This is a genomic window from Cyclobacterium xiamenense (assembly GCF_042140265.1).
GTDB classification, from domain to species: domain Bacteria; phylum Bacteroidota; class Bacteroidia; order Cytophagales; family Cyclobacteriaceae; genus Cyclobacterium; species Cyclobacterium xiamenense_A.
The window spans coordinates 2,008,044-2,025,585 of record NZ_CP159481.1 but is presented as its reverse complement, the minus strand read 5'-3'; the positions used below and the strand labels follow the sequence as shown (position 1 = coordinate 2,025,585).

General features: G+C 47.0%; 16 protein-coding genes. 8 read left to right on the top strand and 8 right to left on the bottom strand.

Annotated features, from left to right (window positions below; all coding sequences use genetic code 11):
- Positions 1 to 23: 23 nt before the first annotated feature.
- Both ABWH99_RS08590 and ABWH99_RS08585 read right to left on the bottom strand, forming a co-directional pair.
- Positions 24 to 797, bottom strand: coding sequence for a DUF4221 family protein (locus ABWH99_RS08590; RefSeq protein WP_375585872.1), 774 nt, complete (start codon positions 795 to 797; stop codon positions 24 to 26).
- Between the two features lie 100 nt (positions 798 to 897).
- Positions 898 to 1,107, bottom strand: coding sequence for a hypothetical protein (locus ABWH99_RS08585; protein ID WP_375585871.1), 210 nt, complete (start codon positions 1,105 to 1,107; stop codon positions 898 to 900).
- A gap of 1,032 nt (positions 1,108 to 2,139) precedes the next feature.
- Here ABWH99_RS08585 and rplM point away from each other — a divergent pair.
- From rplM to tsf, 4 genes are all read left to right on the top strand, one after another.
- Complete coding sequence (gene rplM / locus ABWH99_RS08580) at positions 2,140 to 2,583, top strand: 50S ribosomal protein L13 (protein WP_375585870.1); 444 nt, start codon at positions 2,140 to 2,142, stop codon at positions 2,581 to 2,583.
- A 12-nt stretch (positions 2,584 to 2,595) separates the two neighbouring features.
- Positions 2,596 to 2,982: a 30S ribosomal protein S9 gene (gene rpsI / locus ABWH99_RS08575; protein WP_375585869.1), complete on the top strand. Its 387-nt coding sequence runs from the start codon at positions 2,596 to 2,598 to the stop codon at positions 2,980 to 2,982.
- A gap of 45 nt (positions 2,983 to 3,027) precedes the next feature.
- On the top strand, positions 3,028 to 3,789 hold the full coding sequence (rpsB, locus tag ABWH99_RS08570; protein WP_375585868.1) for a 30S ribosomal protein S2: 762 nt from the start codon (positions 3,028 to 3,030) through the stop codon (positions 3,787 to 3,789).
- 110 nt (positions 3,790 to 3,899) lie between these two features.
- Positions 3,900 to 4,727: a translation elongation factor Ts gene (gene tsf, locus ABWH99_RS08565; protein WP_375585867.1), complete on the top strand. Its 828-nt coding sequence runs from the start codon at positions 3,900 to 3,902 to the stop codon at positions 4,725 to 4,727.
- Positions 4,728 to 7,142: 2,415 nt separating this feature from the next.
- Here tsf and ABWH99_RS08560 read toward each other — a convergent pair.
- The 3 genes from ABWH99_RS08560 to ABWH99_RS08550 form a co-directional block, all read right to left on the bottom strand.
- Positions 7,143 to 7,556, bottom strand: a complete 414-nt coding sequence (locus tag ABWH99_RS08560) for an NUDIX domain-containing protein (protein ID WP_375585866.1) — start codon at positions 7,554 to 7,556, stop codon at positions 7,143 to 7,145.
- Positions 7,557 to 7,639: 83 nt separating this feature from the next.
- Positions 7,640 to 8,488, bottom strand: coding sequence for a lysylphosphatidylglycerol synthase transmembrane domain-containing protein (locus tag ABWH99_RS08555; protein ID WP_375585865.1), 849 nt, complete (start codon positions 8,486 to 8,488; stop codon positions 7,640 to 7,642).
- Positions 8,469 to 9,422, bottom strand: a complete 954-nt coding sequence (locus tag ABWH99_RS08550) for a glycosyltransferase family 2 protein (RefSeq protein WP_375585864.1) — start codon at positions 9,420 to 9,422, stop codon at positions 8,469 to 8,471. Before ABWH99_RS08550 ends, ABWH99_RS08555 begins: the two co-directional genes overlap by 20 nt.
- Positions 9,423 to 9,622: 200 nt before the next feature.
- On the opposite strand from ABWH99_RS08550, the gene ABWH99_RS08545 reads away from it, so the two are divergent.
- Positions 9,623 to 10,717: a Gfo/Idh/MocA family protein gene (locus ABWH99_RS08545; RefSeq protein WP_375585863.1), complete on the top strand. Its 1,095-nt coding sequence runs from the start codon at positions 9,623 to 9,625 to the stop codon at positions 10,715 to 10,717.
- 76 nt (positions 10,718 to 10,793) lie between these two features.
- A complete protein-coding gene (locus ABWH99_RS08540; RefSeq protein ID WP_375585862.1) occupies positions 10,794 to 12,452 on the top strand; it encodes an ArnT family glycosyltransferase in 1,659 nt (552 codons plus the stop codon).
- Positions 12,453 to 12,523: 71 nt separating this feature from the next.
- On the opposite strand, the gene hpf is transcribed toward ABWH99_RS08540, so the two are convergent.
- Genes hpf through rpsU form a run of 3 tightly spaced genes read right to left on the bottom strand, consistent with a single transcriptional unit; the run spans position 12,524 to position 13,996 of the window.
- The gene (gene hpf / locus ABWH99_RS08535; RefSeq protein WP_375585861.1) at positions 12,524 to 12,829 is read right to left on the bottom strand and encodes a ribosome hibernation-promoting factor, HPF/YfiA family; all 306 of its coding nucleotides are present in this window, start codon (positions 12,827 to 12,829) and stop codon (positions 12,524 to 12,526) included.
- A 31-nt stretch (positions 12,830 to 12,860) separates the two neighbouring features.
- Entirely contained in the window at positions 12,861 to 13,745 is an 885-nt protein-coding gene (locus ABWH99_RS08530) for a tyrosine-type recombinase/integrase (RefSeq protein WP_375586559.1), read from the bottom strand.
- Positions 13,746 to 13,801: 56 nt separating this feature from the next.
- Positions 13,802 to 13,996, bottom strand: a complete 195-nt coding sequence (gene rpsU, locus ABWH99_RS08525; RefSeq protein ID WP_375585860.1) for a 30S ribosomal protein S21 — start codon at positions 13,994 to 13,996, stop codon at positions 13,802 to 13,804.
- Between the two features lie 159 nt (positions 13,997 to 14,155).
- On the opposite strand from rpsU, the gene galE reads away from it, so the two are divergent.
- Together galE and ABWH99_RS08515 are read left to right on the top strand one after the other, a co-directional pair.
- On the top strand, positions 14,156 to 15,178 hold the full coding sequence (gene galE, locus ABWH99_RS08520) for a UDP-glucose 4-epimerase GalE (protein ID WP_375585859.1): 1,023 nt from the start codon (positions 14,156 to 14,158) through the stop codon (positions 15,176 to 15,178).
- Positions 15,179 to 15,188: 10 nt separating this feature from the next.
- Positions 15,189 to 17,465, top strand: a complete 2,277-nt coding sequence (locus tag ABWH99_RS08515; RefSeq protein WP_375585858.1) for a GH92 family glycosyl hydrolase — start codon at positions 15,189 to 15,191, stop codon at positions 17,463 to 17,465.
- The last annotated feature ends 77 nt before the right edge of the window (positions 17,466 to 17,542 follow it).

The window sequence follows — 17,542 nt, the reverse complement described above, 5'->3', positions numbered from 1 at the left end:
CTGAAGGCATTCCATCTACGTAATTAAAGGTTAGGAGATTTTACCTGTTTCCTTTCCTTTAACAACCCGGACTTCATATCAACAATTTGAATCTCGTGATCATAGAGAGGTGCTATACATAGATTATTGCCCGCTTTCGTCCAGGAAAAATCGGATAATTTCTTTCCCTTATCCCAGTAATTCTCCGGATAAAAAATGTCATACCATAGCAGCGTATCCCTTTCACTATCATAACTAAAAACCAATTGAAACTTCGTTAAATCTTCCTTGGTGATTTGGTGATGTCCTTGCAACCAAGGCTGTAGAGCGAAAATTTTTTGACCATATTGTAAAAGCGGTGTGTGGTGGGGGAGAATAATAAAATTAAGAGGTAAAGGTACAAGGTCATTTATTATTCTTTTTTCCAAAACAATCTCACCATCAAAATTAAGTAAAGAAAGCCTTAACGGTTTTGACATAATAAGCCAGATAGAGTCCAAAGAAGTTAGGGTCGCTCCGGTGAAGCCTTCCACACTATTGGGCCCTTCAAAGCGTAAAGGGACTTCTTTGACCACTTTTCCATTAACCATATTAATAAATTGAAAATTTTCAGCCACGTGATTATAAGCAAAAAGATAGCTTCCTGAGTCTGACTCCACCAAGTGGGTATAGGCAGGATTAACAGCTATAAAATCTCTGGCAGGAAAAACTACCGATTCCACCGCAACCAATTTCCCTATTTTTTCTTTATCATTTACTTCACAAGCGAAAAATGAAAAGAATATTAAAAAAAACACTACGTTATAGATTTTAACCATTAGTATCTTATCGTTTAGAGATATAAAATAAGTTGATATCAAATTTAGATTTATCCCAGCTGGATAACCAAATAGAAATTACCCAGCCAGGATAATAGAATTAACATTGATCTTCACAATGGCAGGGTAAATCAAAATATGCAACCTTACAACCATCAATTTCAGGCCTTGACGGATCATTTATCCATTGACAATACTCAATTGATCCGCTGGCAGTAACGTTTTCAATTTGTCCAGTAAAAAACCCCAAGCCAAGAAGAGCACCCAAGGAACCTAATAATAGGACCGGTTTTTTAATTAACTTTTTCATAAGTAAATAAATTTAAGTGAAACAAAATAATTATTAGTTGAATTTAAAAAAAAATAAAAAACCAAAATTAAATTTAATTTTTTTTACACTATTCAAATATAAAATAGCGAAAAACTAAACAAAAAATAAAATAATATTCTTTATTTATGTTCCATACTATACTTAAACTTAATTTAAGCAGGGTTAAAAATGATTACAAAGCACAATATTCTGGATGTTCTTATATCCAATTGAATGTTTATACGCTCCTCAAAACCAGCATATAATGTCATAAATTTGCAAAATTCATCTTCGCCTTGGAGTTATTTAGAGTACCCCCTTCTATTCTTTTTAAAAGAATTGAATTAGGCACCTAATCAATAGTTCAATCTTTGTCTAAGAGTCCTAAAAGGCCTTTTATTTATGTAAAAAACCCCTAAGGGCCAATTTGCTAGCTTTTCACAATGAACGATAGTCCCTAACAGCTTGACGATCAGTTCAGAAAATATTATTTATCAAGTGCCTAATTCAATAAAAGAAAAGGCATTACGTTAATAAAGGCCACTACTTCTTATCATTTCCCACATCAAACCGAACTACAATATACCTTAAATGATCTTCATCATAATCAGGACTGTTTCTATTGTTAAGCGAGAGGTATAAGCCTTCTTCACCTACAAATACATTAGAAGAAGCGTGTACTTGAAATTTAAGCCCCACCATGATTGTCCCGGCAGCCTTACAGGAAAACGGAATCCAATAAACGTAGATAAAGCTCTGGAAAGAACCTTGAAGTAGGCCATTTCCCCATATTATAAGAAAGATAAATCCATTAGCTTGCTGAATGAACAATGGAATTTCGGATTAGATGCCCTGGAATTTCATTCTCCCGCAACCAATTCGCTTTTGGAACCCATATTGATGTGCTATTCTCATGAAAATTAAGGGGATAAAGTTTCATTTCTTTTGCAATTGAATGAATTTACTTCTATCTTTGTGTCCCTTTTTGAGGGTGAAATGTATTTAACAAGCTAATTATTAAACGTTTACACAGTGAATACTTTAAGCTATAAGACCATATCAGCGAACGATGCCACGGTGGATAAAAATTGGGTGGTAGTGGATGCCCAATCCCAAATCCTGGGCCGCTTTGCAAGTGAGGTGGCAAAAATGTTGAGAGGGAAGCACAAGCCAAACTTTACCCCTCATGTGGACTGTGGTGATAATGTGATTGTCATCAACGCCGAAAAAATCAGGCTTACAGGCAAGAAATGGAACGAAAAGGTGTACGTTCGTCATACAGGGTACCCGGGAGGGCAGCGCATTGCGACCCCCAAAATCCTGATGGAGAAGGCACCCCGAACCCTGGTAGAAAAAGCCGTCAAGGGTATGTTGCCAAAGAACCGACTGGGCAGGAAAATGTATACCAACCTGTACGTATATGCCGGTCCGGAACATCCCCATAGCGCTCAGAAACCAAAAGAAGTCAAACTTTAATGCCAGCCATACATGGAAGTAATTAACAAAATCGGAAGAAGAAAAGAATCGGTAGCCAGGATCTACATGAAGGCCGGAAATGGCACCATCACGGTCAACAAGCGGGCGCTGGACAAGTATTTCCCCTTTGAGTTGCACCAGATTGTGGTGAAACAGCCGCTGGTATTGGTCAACGAGGACGGAGCCTTCGACATCTCCATCAACGTCGATGGAGGAGGGATCAGTGGACAGGCCGAAGCCATCCGCATGGCGATTTCCCGTGCTCTGTGCGAAATCAACGAAGAGCACCGCGGCCCGTTGAAAAAAGAAGGATTTCTTACCCGTGACTCCCGAATGGTGGAACGTAAGAAAGCAGGACGAAGAAAAGCACGAAGAAGGTTCCAGTTCTCCAAGCGATAATTGGGAAGATTCCTTACACAAACTAGAAAACAACAATTTTATTAAATGGCCAATATAGAATATAAAGACTTACTGGATGCTGGTGTTCACTTCGGACACTTAACAAGAAAGTGGGATCCTAGAATGGCACCCTATATCTTCATGGAGAAGAATGGGATCCATATCATCGACCTAAACAAAACGCTCGTTTGCCTTGAAGAAGCATCCAACGCAATCAAGCAGATCGTACGCTCAGGCAAAAAAGTTATGTTTGTAGCGACAAAAAAACAAGCCAAGGACTTGGTAGCTGAAGAAGCAAGAAGGCTCAAAATGCCCTTTGTCACAGAAAGGTGGTTGGGTGGCATGATGACCAATTTTGCCACCATCCGGAAGTCGCTGAAGAAAATGTCCTCCATCGACAAGATGTCCAAGGACGAGAGCTTCAGCAACCTGGCAAAAAAAGAGCGACTGATGATCAGCCGTCAACGGGAAAAACTGGAAAATGTACTGGGCGGCATCGCCGACCTTACCCGTCTTCCCGCAGCCCTGTTTATCGTCGACATCAAACGGGAGCACATTGCGCTCTCCGAAGCCAAAAAACTAGGCATTCCTGTGTTTGCATTGGTGGACACCAACTCCAACCCCAACGAGGTGGACTTTCCCATTCCTGCCAATGACGATGCGTTTAAATCCATTTCACTCCTGGTGAAAGCTTTCGGTGCAGCCATTGAAGAAGGCTTGTCTGAACGTAAGAAAGACAAAGACGAAGCCAAACTTTCCGAAGAGGAAGAGGCAAAAAAAGCGGCCGACGCAGAAACCAACGAATAATCCACTTTGACATTGTATGAATAAAAATTGGACACAGGCAAAGGCCTTGTGTTCAATTTTTGTTTTACTGTCAATACCTAATTATCCATCAACAAAAAATACATAAACCAATGGCTATTACTGCACAAGAGGTAAATAAATTGAGACAAAAGACCGGCGCCGGTATGATGGACTGTAAAAAAGCCCTCACCGAAGCAGAAGGGGATTTTGAAAAAGCTATTGACATCCTGAGAAAAAAAGGACAAAAAGTGTCCGCTTCCCGGGCCGACAGGGAAACCAAAGAAGGCGTGGTGGCTACGCATGTCAGTGCAGATGGCAAAACCGGCACACTGATCTCCCTTACCTGTGAGACCGACTTTGTCGCAAAAAACGAGGAATTTGGCAGCTTTGCCAATGCCATACTGGAAGCCGCGGTCAGCGCCAACGCCGACTCCATTGATGCGGTAATGGCCCTTCCTTTTGAGGGCATTACCATCGGTGAGAAAATCACCGAAATGACCGGCAAGATCGGCGAAAAAATTGAAGTTTCGCACCTGGAAAAAGTAAGCGGGGACGCCGTAGAACCCTACATCCACTCCAATGGAAAATTGGGCGTGCTGGTAGCCCTCAACCAGTCCGGAGAAGCGGTATCCGATGCCGGCAAGGACGTGGCCATGCAAATTGCAGCCATGAACCCGGTCGCCATCGACAAGGATGGCGTGGATGCTTCGGTAGTGGAACGAGAAATCGAAGTGGGCAAGGACCAGGCAAGGCAGGAAGGCAAACCCGAAGCCATGTTGGAAAAAATTGCCTTGGGAAAACTGAACAAATTTTACAAGGAAAATACCCTGCTTAGCCAGACCTTCGTAAAAGATCCCGGAAAGACCATCGCCCAATACCTGGAAAGCGTCCAAAAAGGCCTTACAGTAGTGGACTTTAAGCGTGTTTCCATTGGCTAATTACTGTTAACAAACCATTAGTAAATCAAAACCTGGCCCGTTGTGGTCAGGTTTTTTTCGTTTTGGGGTAAAATTCCAATCACCTGCCTCCACTGCACCGGGATTTCATCCTTTCTGAATGCATTCCTGCTTTGGCGTTTGCACAGGCGGATGAATCTAAACCAAATCAGCCTAACATCTCAATTTCAGCGATTCCCCCTTTCAAAGGGATTTAGAGACGAAAAAATTGACTCGTCCTGAAAAAAGTTTATGGATTTAAATTATATTGATTGGTAGTCCTACCGGAAATTTTCAGAAATCAGTAAGCGTATTCATGGTATGGGCACGAAAAAATCCCCCTCGCCCCCTTGATAAGGGGGAATTATAGTCGCTTGGCTCTACGGAATTCAAAAGCCTGACGGTCTATCAACCCGATTACACTTTCTAATTTTCGCAAAAAATCCCTTGTTCAGTAATTCCCCCTTTCAAAGGTAGCTGGGGGATTTAAAGACGAAAAAATTGACTCGTCCTGAAAAAAGTTTACGGATTTAAATTATATTCATTGGTAGTCCTAACGGAAATTTTCAGAAATCAGTAAGCGTATTCATGGTATGGGCACGACCCCCCCTTGCCTCCTTGATAAGGGGGAATTATAGTCGTTTGGCTCTACGGAATTCAAAAGCCTGACGGTCTATCAACCCGATTACATTTTCTAATTTTCGCAAAAAATCCCTTTTTCAGTAATTCCCCCTTTCAAAGGTAGCTGGGGGATTTAAAGACGAAAAAATTGACTCGTCCTGAAAAAAGTTTACGGATTTAAATTATATTCATTGGTAGTCCTAACGGAAATTTTCAGAAATCAGTAAGCGTATTCATGGTATGGGCACGCCCCCCCCTCGCCCCCTTGATAAGGGGGAATTATAGTCGTTTGGCTCTCCGGAATTCAAAAGCCTGACGGTCTATCAACCCGTTTACATTTTCTAATTTTCGCAAAAAATCCCTTGTTCAGTAATTCCCCCTTTCAAAGGTAGCTGGGGGATTTAAAGACGAAAAATTGACCCGTCCTGAAAAAAGTTTACGGATTTAAATTATATTGATTGGTAGTCCTACCGGAAATTTTCAGAAATCAGTAAGCGTATTCATGGTATGGGCACGAAAAAATCCCCCTTGCCCCCTTGATAAGGGGGAATTATAGTCGTTTGGCTCTACGGAATTCAAAAGCCTGACGGTCTATCAACCCGATTACATTTTCTAATTTTCGCAAAAAATCCCTTTTTCAGTAATTCCCCCTTTCAAAGGTAGCTGGGGGATTTAAAGACGAAAAAATTGACTCGTCCTGAAAAAAGTTTACGGATTTAAATTATATTCATTGGTAGTCCTAACGGAAATTTTCAGAAATCAGTAAGCGTATTCATGGTATGGGCACGACCCCCCCTTGCCTCCTTGATAAGGGGGAATTATAGTCGTTTGGCTCTACGGAATTCAAAAGCCTGACGGTCTATCAACCCGATTACACTTTCTAATTTTCGCAAAAAATCCCTTGTTCAGTAATTCCCCCTTTCAAAGGTAGCTGGGGGATTTAAAGACGAAAAAATTGACTCGTCCTGAAAAAAGTTTACGGATTTAAATTATATTCATTGGTAGTCCTAACGGAAATTTTCAGAAATCAGTAAGCGTATTCATGGTATGGGCACGACCCCCCCTTGCCTCCTTGATAAGGGGGAATTATAGTCGTTTGGCTCTACGGAATTCAAAAGCCTGACGGTCTATCAACCCGATTACATTTTCTAATTTTCGCAAAAAATCCCTTTTTCAGTAATTCCCCCTTTCAAAGGTAGCTGGGGGATTTAAAGACGAAAAAATTGACTCGTCCTGAAAAAAGTTTACGGATTTAAATTATATTCATTGGTAGTCCTAACGGAAATTTTCAGAAATCAGTAAGCGTATTCATGGTATGGGCACGACCCCCCCTTGCCTCCTTGATAAGGGGGAATTATAGTCGTTTGGCTCTACGGAATTCAAAAGCCTGACGGTCTATCAACCCGATTACATTTTCTAATTTTCGCAAAAAATCCCTTTTTCAGTAATTCCCCCTTTCAAAGGTAGCTGTGGGATTTAAAGACGAAAAAATTGGCTCGTCCTGAAAAAAGTTTACGGATTTAAATTATATTCATTGGTAGTCCTAACGGAAATTTTCAGAAATCAGTAAGCGTATTTATGGTATGGGCACGAAAAAATCCCCCTTGCCCCCTTGATAAGGGGGAATTATAGTCGTTTGGCTCTCCGGAATTCAAAAGCCTGACGGTCTATCAACCCGATTACATTTTCTAATTTTCGCAAAAAATCCCTTGTTCAGTAATTCCCCCTTTCAAAGGTAGCTGGGGGATTTAAAGACGAAAAATTGACCCGCCCTAAAAAAAACATACCGCTAATGGTTTAAATCAATCCAGCCTGCTGAAGTATTTTTTCGTGGTCAAAGGCAAGTTCCGGAAGTTCGGTGAGTGAAAACCAAGCCACCTCGCTGCTATCCGAACCCGCCCGAGCTTCCGCCGGTTGGGTAAGGGTGAATAAATAAGCCATGCTTACCGTCCAGCCTCTGGGGTCCCTGCCCTTCTCTGCAAATACCCCGATCATTTTCCCTTCCCGCAGGTCCAGACCGGTCTCTTCCTTCAACTCACGGCTACAAGCCCGATCAGGCAATTCGTATTCCTCCACAAATCCCCCTGGAAGGGCCCACTTGCCCTCAAATGGCGGGTTTTTTCGCTTGATCAACAACAGGCGGTTTTCCGACACATCGTGCACCAGGGCATCACTGGTCAGTGCAGGGCGAGGGTAGGCGTATTTGTACATAATGGATTCACGGTTAGATTATCTGGGGTGACGTACACAAATAGCATGCAAGCGCTGCATGCGATGGGCGGTACGTACCCCTCTTATTTTTTGAACTTAAAAAAAATCCCACTCAGCGAAGTCAGCACGGTTACCAGGAAAAACAACAGGCTAAAGGCCACCGCCACGTTTCGATCAATACCCACCAGATCGTGCGCATACACAAATACCAGCTCCCTGGCTCCAACCCCGCCGATGGTCAGCGGCAACACCGACACGGTACTCGAAACCAGAAATACAAAGAGGTAGGTGACAAACTGCTGTTCCACTTCCAGGGCCGCCAGGAGAAAATAGGCGCTAAACAACTGCAATACCTGGTTTAAAAAAGAGTAACCCGTGCTCACCGGAATGGAAGACATAAAGGGGCGAAAAAAAAGATACATGACCAGATAAAACCCGAAAGGTAATGCCGCCATGGCTAGCAAACCCAGCCAAAATGGGGAAATGGGAAGGCCCCAGTCCAGGTCCAGAAAAAGCATGAGCGCGAACATCAGCCAAAGCAGTACGGCCAGGCCATTGCCCCGGTCCAGCAGCACGCAATGAATCAGCTTTTTGACCGAAGCCCCATGGGTCTTATTGAGCAGGTATACCTTGTATCCGTCTCCACCAATACCCCCGGGTAAAAATAGGTTGTAAAACATGCCTATCGCATACAATTTCAGGTTTTTGGATTGGGGCAGGTGCAGGCCGATATCGAAAAAATAGCGATTCAACCGAAAGGCACTAAACACCTTGGACACGATAAAAAACACCCAGGCCAGCGCCAACCAGCCCGGGTGTGCGGATTGAATGACGCGCCAGGTGGTCTTTGTATCGATTTTGTTAAAAACCACATACAGGGCAATTCCCGTGAGGAGAATTTTAAGGAAAAGTTTAATTCGTTTTTTGCCCACCTTGATGAATCGCTTTCACGGTGTACGTTTTCTTGTTTTGTGACTCAAAATAGGTTCGGACGATGATTTCTGCCACGATACCCGTGGTAATCAGCTGTACCCCTCCCAATAGCAGAATAAAGCCCACCAGCAATATGGGTCGCCCCCAGATATCCTCCCCCAATAGTTTCAGCACAAGCAGGTAACTATTTACCAATACACCGATGCCGAAGGAAAGCAAACCCAGCGTACCGAAAATATGGATGGGCCGCTGAAAGTACTTTTGAAAAAAAAGCATCAGGATCAGGTCGGCGATCACTTTGAAAGTGCGGCTCAGACCGTATTTAGAGGTGCCGTGGATGCGTGGATGGTGCTTCACGTCCACTTCCGTCATGCGGGCACCTTCCTGACGAGCCAGCACGGGAATGAAACGGTGCAACTCTCCGTACAACCCCATGTTTTGGGCAATGTGCGCCCGGTAGATCCGCAGGCTGCAACCGTAATCGGAAAGGTACACTTTGGTGGTGGTACGGATCAGCCAATTGGCGATTTTGCTGGGCAATTTTCGGAACACAAAGCCGTCCTGCCGGTTGGCCCTTCTCCCGGCCACCACGTCCCAGTCTTCCTTTTTGGCCATGTCCAGCATCATGGGGATATCGCTGGGATCGTTTTGTAAATCCCCATCCATCGTCACGATGTAGTCCCCGTTGGAATGATCAATTCCTGCTGCCAAAGCCGTCGTTTGCCCGTAATTCTTATTGAAGATAAGCACCCGTGTGTATTCATTCGCGAGGGCCTTCATTTTTTCCACCGACCGATCTGTCGATCCATCGTCAACCAGGATGAGTTCGTAGGAGAGAGAAGCCAGCGCGGCATAGATTGCGTCTAGTAAAGGGGGAATGTTCGCTTCTTCATTATATACGGTAACAACGACCGAAATCTCTGGAGGGACCATACAACAAAATTTCAACGAAATTACGTTTTTTTGAAAGCGGGGGCAAATGGCTGCCGCAAAAACATTCCCGACCACCCTATCCGCCCCCGTTCAAGGACCGCTCCGGCTGTTGCCGCAGCCGGTAAATTTCCCTATATTTAAACGGAAAACCAGAAAAAACCTGGGGATCCCCTTTTTATCAAACCAAACGAGAAAACCCAATGAACATGCATTCCAGACGACATGCCCTTAAAACCCTGGCGCTGGGCAGCAGCCTTGCCCTGGTGAACCCCCTGCAACTACTCGCCCGTTCCAGGAAAGAAAAAATTGGAGTGGCACTGGTAGGGTTGGGCTATTACAGCACCGATTTATTGGCCCCGGCACTGCAGCAAACCGAGCATTGCTACCTGGCAGGGATTGTCACCGGCACCCCCTCCAAGGCAGAGGCCTGGAAGGAAAAGTACCAACTACTCGAGAAAAATATCTACAATTACGAAAACTTTGATCGTATCGCGGATAATCCGGATATAGACGTGGTTTACGTGGTCCTTCCTCCCTCCATGCACGCCGAATACACGATCCGGGCCGCTAACGCCGGCAAGCATGTCTGGTGTGAAAAACCCATGGCGGTGACCAGCAAGGAATGTCAGCGCATGATCGATGCCTGTAAGAAAAACAAGGTACAGCTCACCATTGGCTACCGCTTGCATCACGAGCCCAATACCCAGGAATACCGCTCCATCGTACGGCAAAACAAGCTGGGTAGCGTTAATTACGTGGATTGCGCCGCCGGCTACCGGGAAAACCGAACCGACCACTGGAAGCAAAAGAAGGAAATGGGTGGCGGCGTCATTTACGATATGGGCGTGTATTCCATACAAGGTGCACGCCTGGGTACGAATCGAGAGCCGGTAGCGGTGGTATCGGCCTCGGCCATCTCCACTCGCTCGGAAATCTACAAGGACGGCCTGGCAGATGTCGTGACCGCCAAACTGGAGTTTCCGGACGGTATTTTTGCCGACATCAAAACCAGCTTTGCCGAAAGCGTAAACTTCCTGACCATTCAATGCGCAGAAGGGAATATTGAGATGCAGCCCTATTCGGCCTATGCCGGGGTCAAGGGAAAAAGTCCACTCGGAGTCATCAACCATCCCTATCAGGTGCCCTGGCAGCAAGCCAAACAGATGGACGACGATGCACTGGCAATTTTGGAAAACAAAGCGCCGCTGGTCCCCGGAGAAGAGGGATTGCGGGACATCGCGATCGTTGAGGCGATATTAAAGTCCGCGGAAAAGGGAAAACGAGTAAACATCTAGTGGAACACCTGCTTTTGGGGAGGCCTTCTTCCCAAAAGCAGTATTTTTTCTTACCTTCGCCCTTCTTTTTTACTCCATGAAACAACCGCTGCCTTGGACAAACGGCTTTTCCTTACCTCTGGTCGCCTTCCTGCTGCTGATCGCGCCGTTTGCCCTGGATTTTCATTTGCATTATCCAGACGAAATGTACTACACAGACGCCGCCTTGAAAATGATGCAAAACGGCGACTACCTGACCACGTACCTGGGAAACGGCGAGCTGCGCTTCAAAAAACCCATCCTTACCTACTGGGCCGTCCTGGCAGGATTCCAGACATTGGGAGTCTCCGCTCTGTCTTCCCGTTTGCTGTTTTGGCTGGCAGGCGCTGCCCTGATCCCTTTGGTGTACCTGATCGCCCGGATGGCGGGTGGGCAGGGCCGTCTGCCACAGTGGGCGGCCTGGATTGCCGCCACCCATCCGGTACTGATTTTCAGTAGCACGCGTTCCATTCCGGATATCTTGCTGGCCCTTTTTATCACCCTGGCTGCCCTGGGTGTGGCGGGATTGCTACGATTCGGCGAGGAGGCCCCAAAGCGGTACCTCTGGTTGTTTTACCTAAGCCTGGGATTGGCTTTTGAAGTGAAGGGCCTGCCTGCGGCCGCGTTGGGACTCATTGCCCTTGCCTACTTATGGCTGAATCCCTGGAGGGCCCTTTCCCTGCAGAAGTTGCTGCATCCACCCGCCCTGCTGAGCGGCATTGCCATTGGCTTGTTTTGGTTTGTGGCCATGTATCTTCGGTTTGGTCCGGTGTACCTGGATTCCTTTTACGAGGACCAGCTGGGCATGCGTCTTGGAAGCAGGATTTGGCAAATTGCCCGGCATTTCTCGTTGGCATTGCTGCTGATGATCGTTTTGTTTGTGCCTTGGTTTCTGCCGGCGCTAAAAGAGGTACGCTCTGCGGCTGCGGCTACTTTTCGGGAAAACAAGGCCTTTTTTGGCTTCCTTGCAGTATGGGTCTTGTCTATCATTGCCATGACCGGCATGGTATCCACGTTTTACGAACGGTACCTGCTGCCCGTCACTCCCCTTGCCGCTGTGGGTCTGGCAGCGCTGCTACTGAAGCAACCGGAAAAAAACCTTCACCGCGGCCTGAAAGCAGCCGCATGGGTTTTTCTGGGCATCAACTGGCTATTGCTGCTGGTAGCCCTCTTGCCACTAATTGGCCTGGAAAGCCCCTGGTACCTGTCCTTGCAGTGGCTGGCAGGTAGCCTCCTGAGCCTCTTTCTGGCCTTCCAACTCAAGCTTCCCGCTTATCGGGTTCAGGTGCTGGGAACCGCCATTCTGTTGGTGTTTTTTAACCTTACGCTGGTTTCGTATCCCTTGTCCATTCCCCATCAGGGGGTACAGCTTCGTGCCCACCTGGAGCAGGCAGCCATCCCGGAAAACAGCCCGATCGCTTTTTTGGGGCATCCCCATTATGCCAGTAAAATCCGAATCGGTCTGGGAACCACCTATCCCATGAAGACCTTTGCCAGTCTGGCCGAGGTGCCCGCGCAGTACCGGTTTTTGATTTGTGATGCTTCCAACCTGGAACAGTTGCCGGTGGAATCATTCGACCGGCAGCTGGCCAGTCTCAATTGGGACCCTAAATATTGGCAAGTAATGGTAGCAGCTATCCTCAGTGGAGACACAGCCGATGCGAAGCGCAAATGGGGCAAAAAATACTACTGGGTGGAGCGCCGCGTATCTCGATAAAAATACGGGCCGTCCGGGGGCCATAAAAAAAGCTGCACGAAGCAGCTTTCTTAGCGTATGAAAATGCGAGGCTATTGCCTGGCGATGACCAGTTTTTCCTTAAATTTCTTGATTTGCCTTCTTAGCGCTTCCACCGAATCGTCGGCCGCTGCTTCAAAGGAATCGTTTTGATTTTTTGCAAAAAGTTGTTTTCCAGGTACATTCAGCTTGATTTCTACGATCTTATTTTCACTCTTATCATTTTTATCCAGCCTCATAAAAACCTCTCCATCAATGATCTGATCGTAATACGTATCCAGTTTATCCGCTTTTTTCTGGATAAAATCAATCAATTTCTGATCGGCATCGAAATGAATGGAATGCATTTGTAATTTCATAATAATCACTGTTTAAAAGTTTGACTTTTATTTACGCTTTGGGATGTGCCTGTTCGTACACAGCCTTCAGTTTCTCGATGGAATTATGAGTATATACCTGGGTGGCAGCCAGACTGGAGTGTCCCAATAAATCCTTGACGGCATTTAAGTCGGCTCCTTTATTAAGCAAGTGGGTGGCAAAGGTATGGCGCATGAGGTGGGGACTTCTATGGGTATTCTGAATAAAAAGATCAAGGTATTTCCGGACAATTCGGTAAACCATCATCGGATAGGCTGCTTCCTTCGTATTTCTAACTATAAAATAGTCATTTCCATCTGTAAATGAAAATGTTTCTTCGAATACTTTTTTGTAGGCCAGGATATTTTTGTGAAGCCCTCTGGACACCGGAATTATTCGGTATTTTTTCCCTTTTCCGAGCACCTTGATCTGCCCGGTTTCCAGGTCCACCGCGCTCCAGCGCAAGCCGATCAGCTCCGACAAGCGCATACCGGTAAGGTACAGGAGCTGCAGGGTCATACGGTCCCGCTGCCCGTCAAAATCGGAGGTATAGTTTGCCGACTCCAAAAGGGCTTCTACTTCTTTTTCCGGGATAAATCCAGGGAGCGTTCTTCCTTTCTTCAGGGAAACGATCTTGACCGTGGGATCGCGATTGATGCGACCCGACTTTACCAAAAATTTAAAAAAGGTCCGCAAGGTGGCCATTTTTCGATTGACTGTTGCGGAGGACTGTCCCTCTTCGATCAGGTCTACCATCCAGGCCCGAATTTCGGAATGGCCCGCCTCTTCTGGCCCCTGCAAGCCAAAGGCTTCTGCAGAATATACCGAAAACTGCTCCAGGTCTTTTTTGTAGGCCAGGACCGTGTGGGGGCTGGCCCGCTTTTCGTGCTCCAGGTAGTTTATAAACGAAAAAAGCATATCGGTGATTTCATACACCAATATGCTCAATAATTTTATGAAAAAGAAAGGTTTTCTTATTTCCCTTCCTGTTCCTGCATTCGTTGTTTGTAGGCGGCTTTGATTACCTCTGTCCGTCGGCTAATGGAAGGCTTTTCAAAATGCTGCCTTCTTCTCAGCTCACGGATGACACCCGTTTTGTCAAACTTTTTCTTGAAACGCTTTAGCGCTTTTTCGATGGACTCGTTTTCTTTAACGTTTACTACGATCATATATATACACCTCCTTTCAGCTCGCAAACTTACGGAATCTAAGGGATAATACAAAAAAAATCCTTGTGCAACTGTGATTCTCTGAATAAAAAACCGCGATTCCACGGGAAAAAGCACTGGAATGTTTCCCCCAAAATGAATTTAACTTTATATTTGGTCATGGAAAAAATTTTAATTACGGGAGGTGCCGGATACATCGGTTCCCATACAGCTGTGGCCCTGGTGGAATCGGGCTACCAACCCATCATCGTTGATGACTTTTCAAATTCCGAGAAAAATGTACTGGAAGGCCTTAAAAAAATCACGGGCCAATCCATTCCCTGTTACGAAGGGGATTGCAACGACCGCTCCTTACTGGAAAAAATCTTTTCAGAACATGCGCTGGCAGGGGTGATTCATTTTGCTGCATACAAGGCGGTCGGAGAAAGTACCGAAAAACCGTTGAAATATTACGGCAACAATATCTTTTCGCTGCTGGCACTCCTGGAAACCATGGAAAAATTCGGGGTAGAAAACCTGGTTTTCTCTTCCTCTTGTACCGTCTATGGGCAGCCCGACGAATTGCCGGTGAAGGAAAGTACGCCCCGAAAAGTGGCCGAAAGTCCCTATGGCAATACCAAGAAAATCTGCGAAGACATTCTGGTCGACCAGGTAAGAAGCCAGGCGAAGCTGGCTGCCATTGCATTGAGGTATTTCAACCCCATTGGCGCGCATCCTTCCTCTCATATTGGAGAGTTGCCGATTGGGGTTCCATCCAATCTGGTACCTTTTGTCACCCAGACAGGGGTGGGTATCCGGAAGGAACTTACCGTTTTTGGCGATGATTACAACACCCCCGATGGAAGTTGCGTCCGGGATTACATACACGTAATGGACCTGGCCGAAGCCCATGTAAAAGCGATCAGCTACCTCCGCGGAAAAAATGCACCCTTCTACGACCTTTTCAATGTGGGCACCGGCACCGGAAACACCGTACTGGAGGTGATCCAGGCCTTTGAAAAAGTCAGCGAGCAGCCCTTGAATTACAAAATCGGCCCCCGGAGACCCGGAGACGTGGAAAAAGTATGGGCCGATACCGGTAAAATAACCCGGGAACTGGACTGGCATCCTCATTATACGCTGGAAGATTCCCTTCGAGATAGCTGGAACTGGCAGCTGGCACTTTCTAAAAAACCTGCGTAACCCTCCCCCCATGACTTCGAATCGTTTGCTACTGTTTGTACTTGCATTTTTTCCTCTGTTTAGTTTTCAGTCAAAACCCAGCCCGGAACCGGTCGACATGGTGTACCCCCTGTTGGACGCTGCCAATTCCCGTTGGTTTTATTTTAGCTCGGCTACCCGGCCTTTCGGGATGGTCAACCTAAGCCCGGACCACGAACTAGACGGTGCCTGGAACAGTGGATACCGCTACGATGCGGACAGTATCAAAGGATTCAGCCATATCCATGCCTGGCAACTATCCGGAGTCTCGGTCATGCCGGTCAGCTATTCTGCTTCCCCCGAAGAACTGCTTTCCGACTACTATTCCCCCTATAGCCACGATCGGGAAACCATTCGGGCGGGTTACCACCGGGTGTACCTGGACCGTTTTCAGGTCGAAGCGGAACTCACCGCTACCCATCGGGTTGGCCTGCACCGCTACCGCTTTCCTTCCGGAAAACAGTCCGGCGTCCTGTTTCATCTGGGGGGAATGTTGGGACCCAGCGCCATGGTGGAGGGTCAATTAAAAAAACTGGACGACCACACCTTGCAGGGCAGCGTCACCAACGAACCGACTTCCCGACGTCCCCACCCGATCACCGTTCATTTTCAGGTAGCCTTTGACCGCCCCATTACCGGCTGGGTAGAACATTCGGATTCCCCCCATGTTATTGTGGGTTTTGGTGACCTGGCCGGCGAAGCACTTCACATGAAGGTAAGCATCTCCTATACCCACCCGGACAATGCCCGCAACAACATGGAAAAGGAACTTTCCCATTGGGATTTTGAACGCGTCGAACAAGAGACCCGGGCTGTATGGAACGAACTGTTGAGCCGTATTCAGGTGCAGGGAAATACCGAAACGCAGCGACGCCGCTTTTACACCGATTTGTGGAAAGCCCTACAGGGGCGGCGTACCATCAGCGATGCAAACGGAGCCTATCCCGATCACACCGGCGATACCTTCCGGATTGGGCAACTGCCGCTGGATGAAGCCGGCAATCCCCGTTTCCGGCATTTTAATTCCGATTCCTTCTGGGGCGCCCAATGGACCATTGGAGTATTATGGTCTCTGGTCTACCCGGATATTGCGGAGGAATTTGCCAATAGTTTTCTACAGTACTACCGGGATGGTGGGCTGATTCCCAGGGGACCTTCCGGTGGCAATTACACCTATGTCATGACCGGCGCTTCTTCCACGCCTTTTTTCGTCAGTCTGTACCAGAAAGGGATCCGCGGATTTGATGTGGAAACCGCCTACGAGGGGTTGAAGAAAAACCATCTGCCCGGAGGAATGATGAGCAAATCCGGCTACGAGCACCGTACCGCCCTGGGCGGCAATGTGGAAGACTACATCACAATGGGCTATGTCCCCTACCCCAACCCAAGAGGTCGATTCGGCGGGCACGAACAAGGTGCCGGACAAACGCTGGAATACAGCTTCCAGGATTGGACACTCGCCCAACTGGCAAAAGCCCTATCCAAAGAGGCCGATGAACAGCTCTTTTTAGCCCGCTCACAAAACTACAAAAACGTATACGACCCCGCTAGCGGCTGGATGCGCCCGAAAAACGCACAGGGCGAATGGATGGCACCTTTTGACCCCTACGACTATGCGAAAGGTTTCGTAGAGGCCAACGGGGCACAGTTTACCTGGTTTGTCCCGCACGATTTACCCGGTCTGGCGGAACTAATGGGTGGAAAAGAAAAAGCCGTGCAAAAACTACAGGAGCAATTCGTCGAAGCAGAGAAACTCGGATTTACCTCTGGTACCTCTCACGCGGTGGAAACACATCCCGAATACCGCAGGATACCCGTCAACTATGGCAATCAGCCTTCCATGCAAATGGCCTACGTGTTCAATTACCTGGACCGTCCGGACCTTACCCAATATTGGTCCCGGAAAGTACTGGAACGTGCCTTTTCTGCACTGAGTCCCCACCTGGGCTACAACGGAGACGAGGACCAGGGCCTCATGGGCTCTTTGGCGGTGCTAATGAAACTGGGCCTGTTTCAGATGAATGCCGGAACGGAAGAAAATCCTATATACGAGTTAGGAAGCCCTATTTTTGAAAAAGCAGTCATCCGCCTCCATCCGGACTACTACCCGGGAAAAACCTTCACCATCTGGGCTGAAAACAACGGACCCGATCGCTATTATATCCAACGAAAAACCTTTAATGGAAAACCGACAGACGGCATGGGAATTCGCCATGGGGATTTGGTAAATGGAGGTGTTCTTCGCCTGCAAATGAGTGAAACCCCTTGATGAATCGGCTCGGATAACCGATCCAGGCTGGGCCGCCCGGGTATTTGCCGACAGCAGGCATGTGTTGGCTCGAAAGG

Bases quoted from the DNA above. Each gene is read 5' to 3' on its own strand.
- ABWH99_RS08560 (WP_375585866.1), bottom strand. From the start codon at position 7,556: ATGTACAAATACGCCTACCCTCGCCCTGCACTGACCAGTGATGCCCTG.
- ABWH99_RS08530 (WP_375586559.1), bottom strand. From the start codon at position 13,745: ATGCTTTTTTCGTTTATAAACTACCTGGAGCACGAAAAGCGGGCCAGC.
- ABWH99_RS08545 (WP_375585863.1), top strand. From the start codon at position 9,623: ATGAACATGCATTCCAGACGACATGCCCTTAAAACCCTGGCGCTGGGC.
- rpsB (WP_375585868.1), top strand. From the start codon at position 3,028: ATGGCCAATATAGAATATAAAGACTTACTGGATGCTGGTGTTCACTTC.
- ABWH99_RS08515 (WP_375585858.1), top strand. From the start codon at position 15,189: ATGACTTCGAATCGTTTGCTACTGTTTGTACTTGCATTTTTTCCTCTG.
- ABWH99_RS08590 (WP_375585872.1), bottom strand. From the start codon at position 797: ATGGTTAAAATCTATAACGTAGTGTTTTTTTTAATATTCTTTTCATTT.
- ABWH99_RS08585 (WP_375585871.1), bottom strand. From the start codon at position 1,107: ATGAAAAAGTTAATTAAAAAACCGGTCCTATTATTAGGTTCCTTGGGT.
- ABWH99_RS08550 (WP_375585864.1), bottom strand. From the start codon at position 9,422: ATGGTCCCTCCAGAGATTTCGGTCGTTGTTACCGTATATAATGAAGAA.
- galE (WP_375585859.1), top strand. From the start codon at position 14,156: ATGGAAAAAATTTTAATTACGGGAGGTGCCGGATACATCGGTTCCCAT.
- tsf (WP_375585867.1), top strand. From the start codon at position 3,900: ATGGCTATTACTGCACAAGAGGTAAATAAATTGAGACAAAAGACCGGC.
- hpf (WP_375585861.1), bottom strand. From the start codon at position 12,829: ATGAAATTACAAATGCATTCCATTCATTTCGATGCCGATCAGAAATTG.
- rpsU (WP_375585860.1), bottom strand. From the start codon at position 13,996: ATGATCGTAGTAAACGTTAAAGAAAACGAGTCCATCGAAAAAGCGCTA.
- rpsI (WP_375585869.1), top strand. From the start codon at position 2,596: ATGGAAGTAATTAACAAAATCGGAAGAAGAAAAGAATCGGTAGCCAGG.
- ABWH99_RS08540 (WP_375585862.1), top strand. From the start codon at position 10,794: ATGAAACAACCGCTGCCTTGGACAAACGGCTTTTCCTTACCTCTGGTC.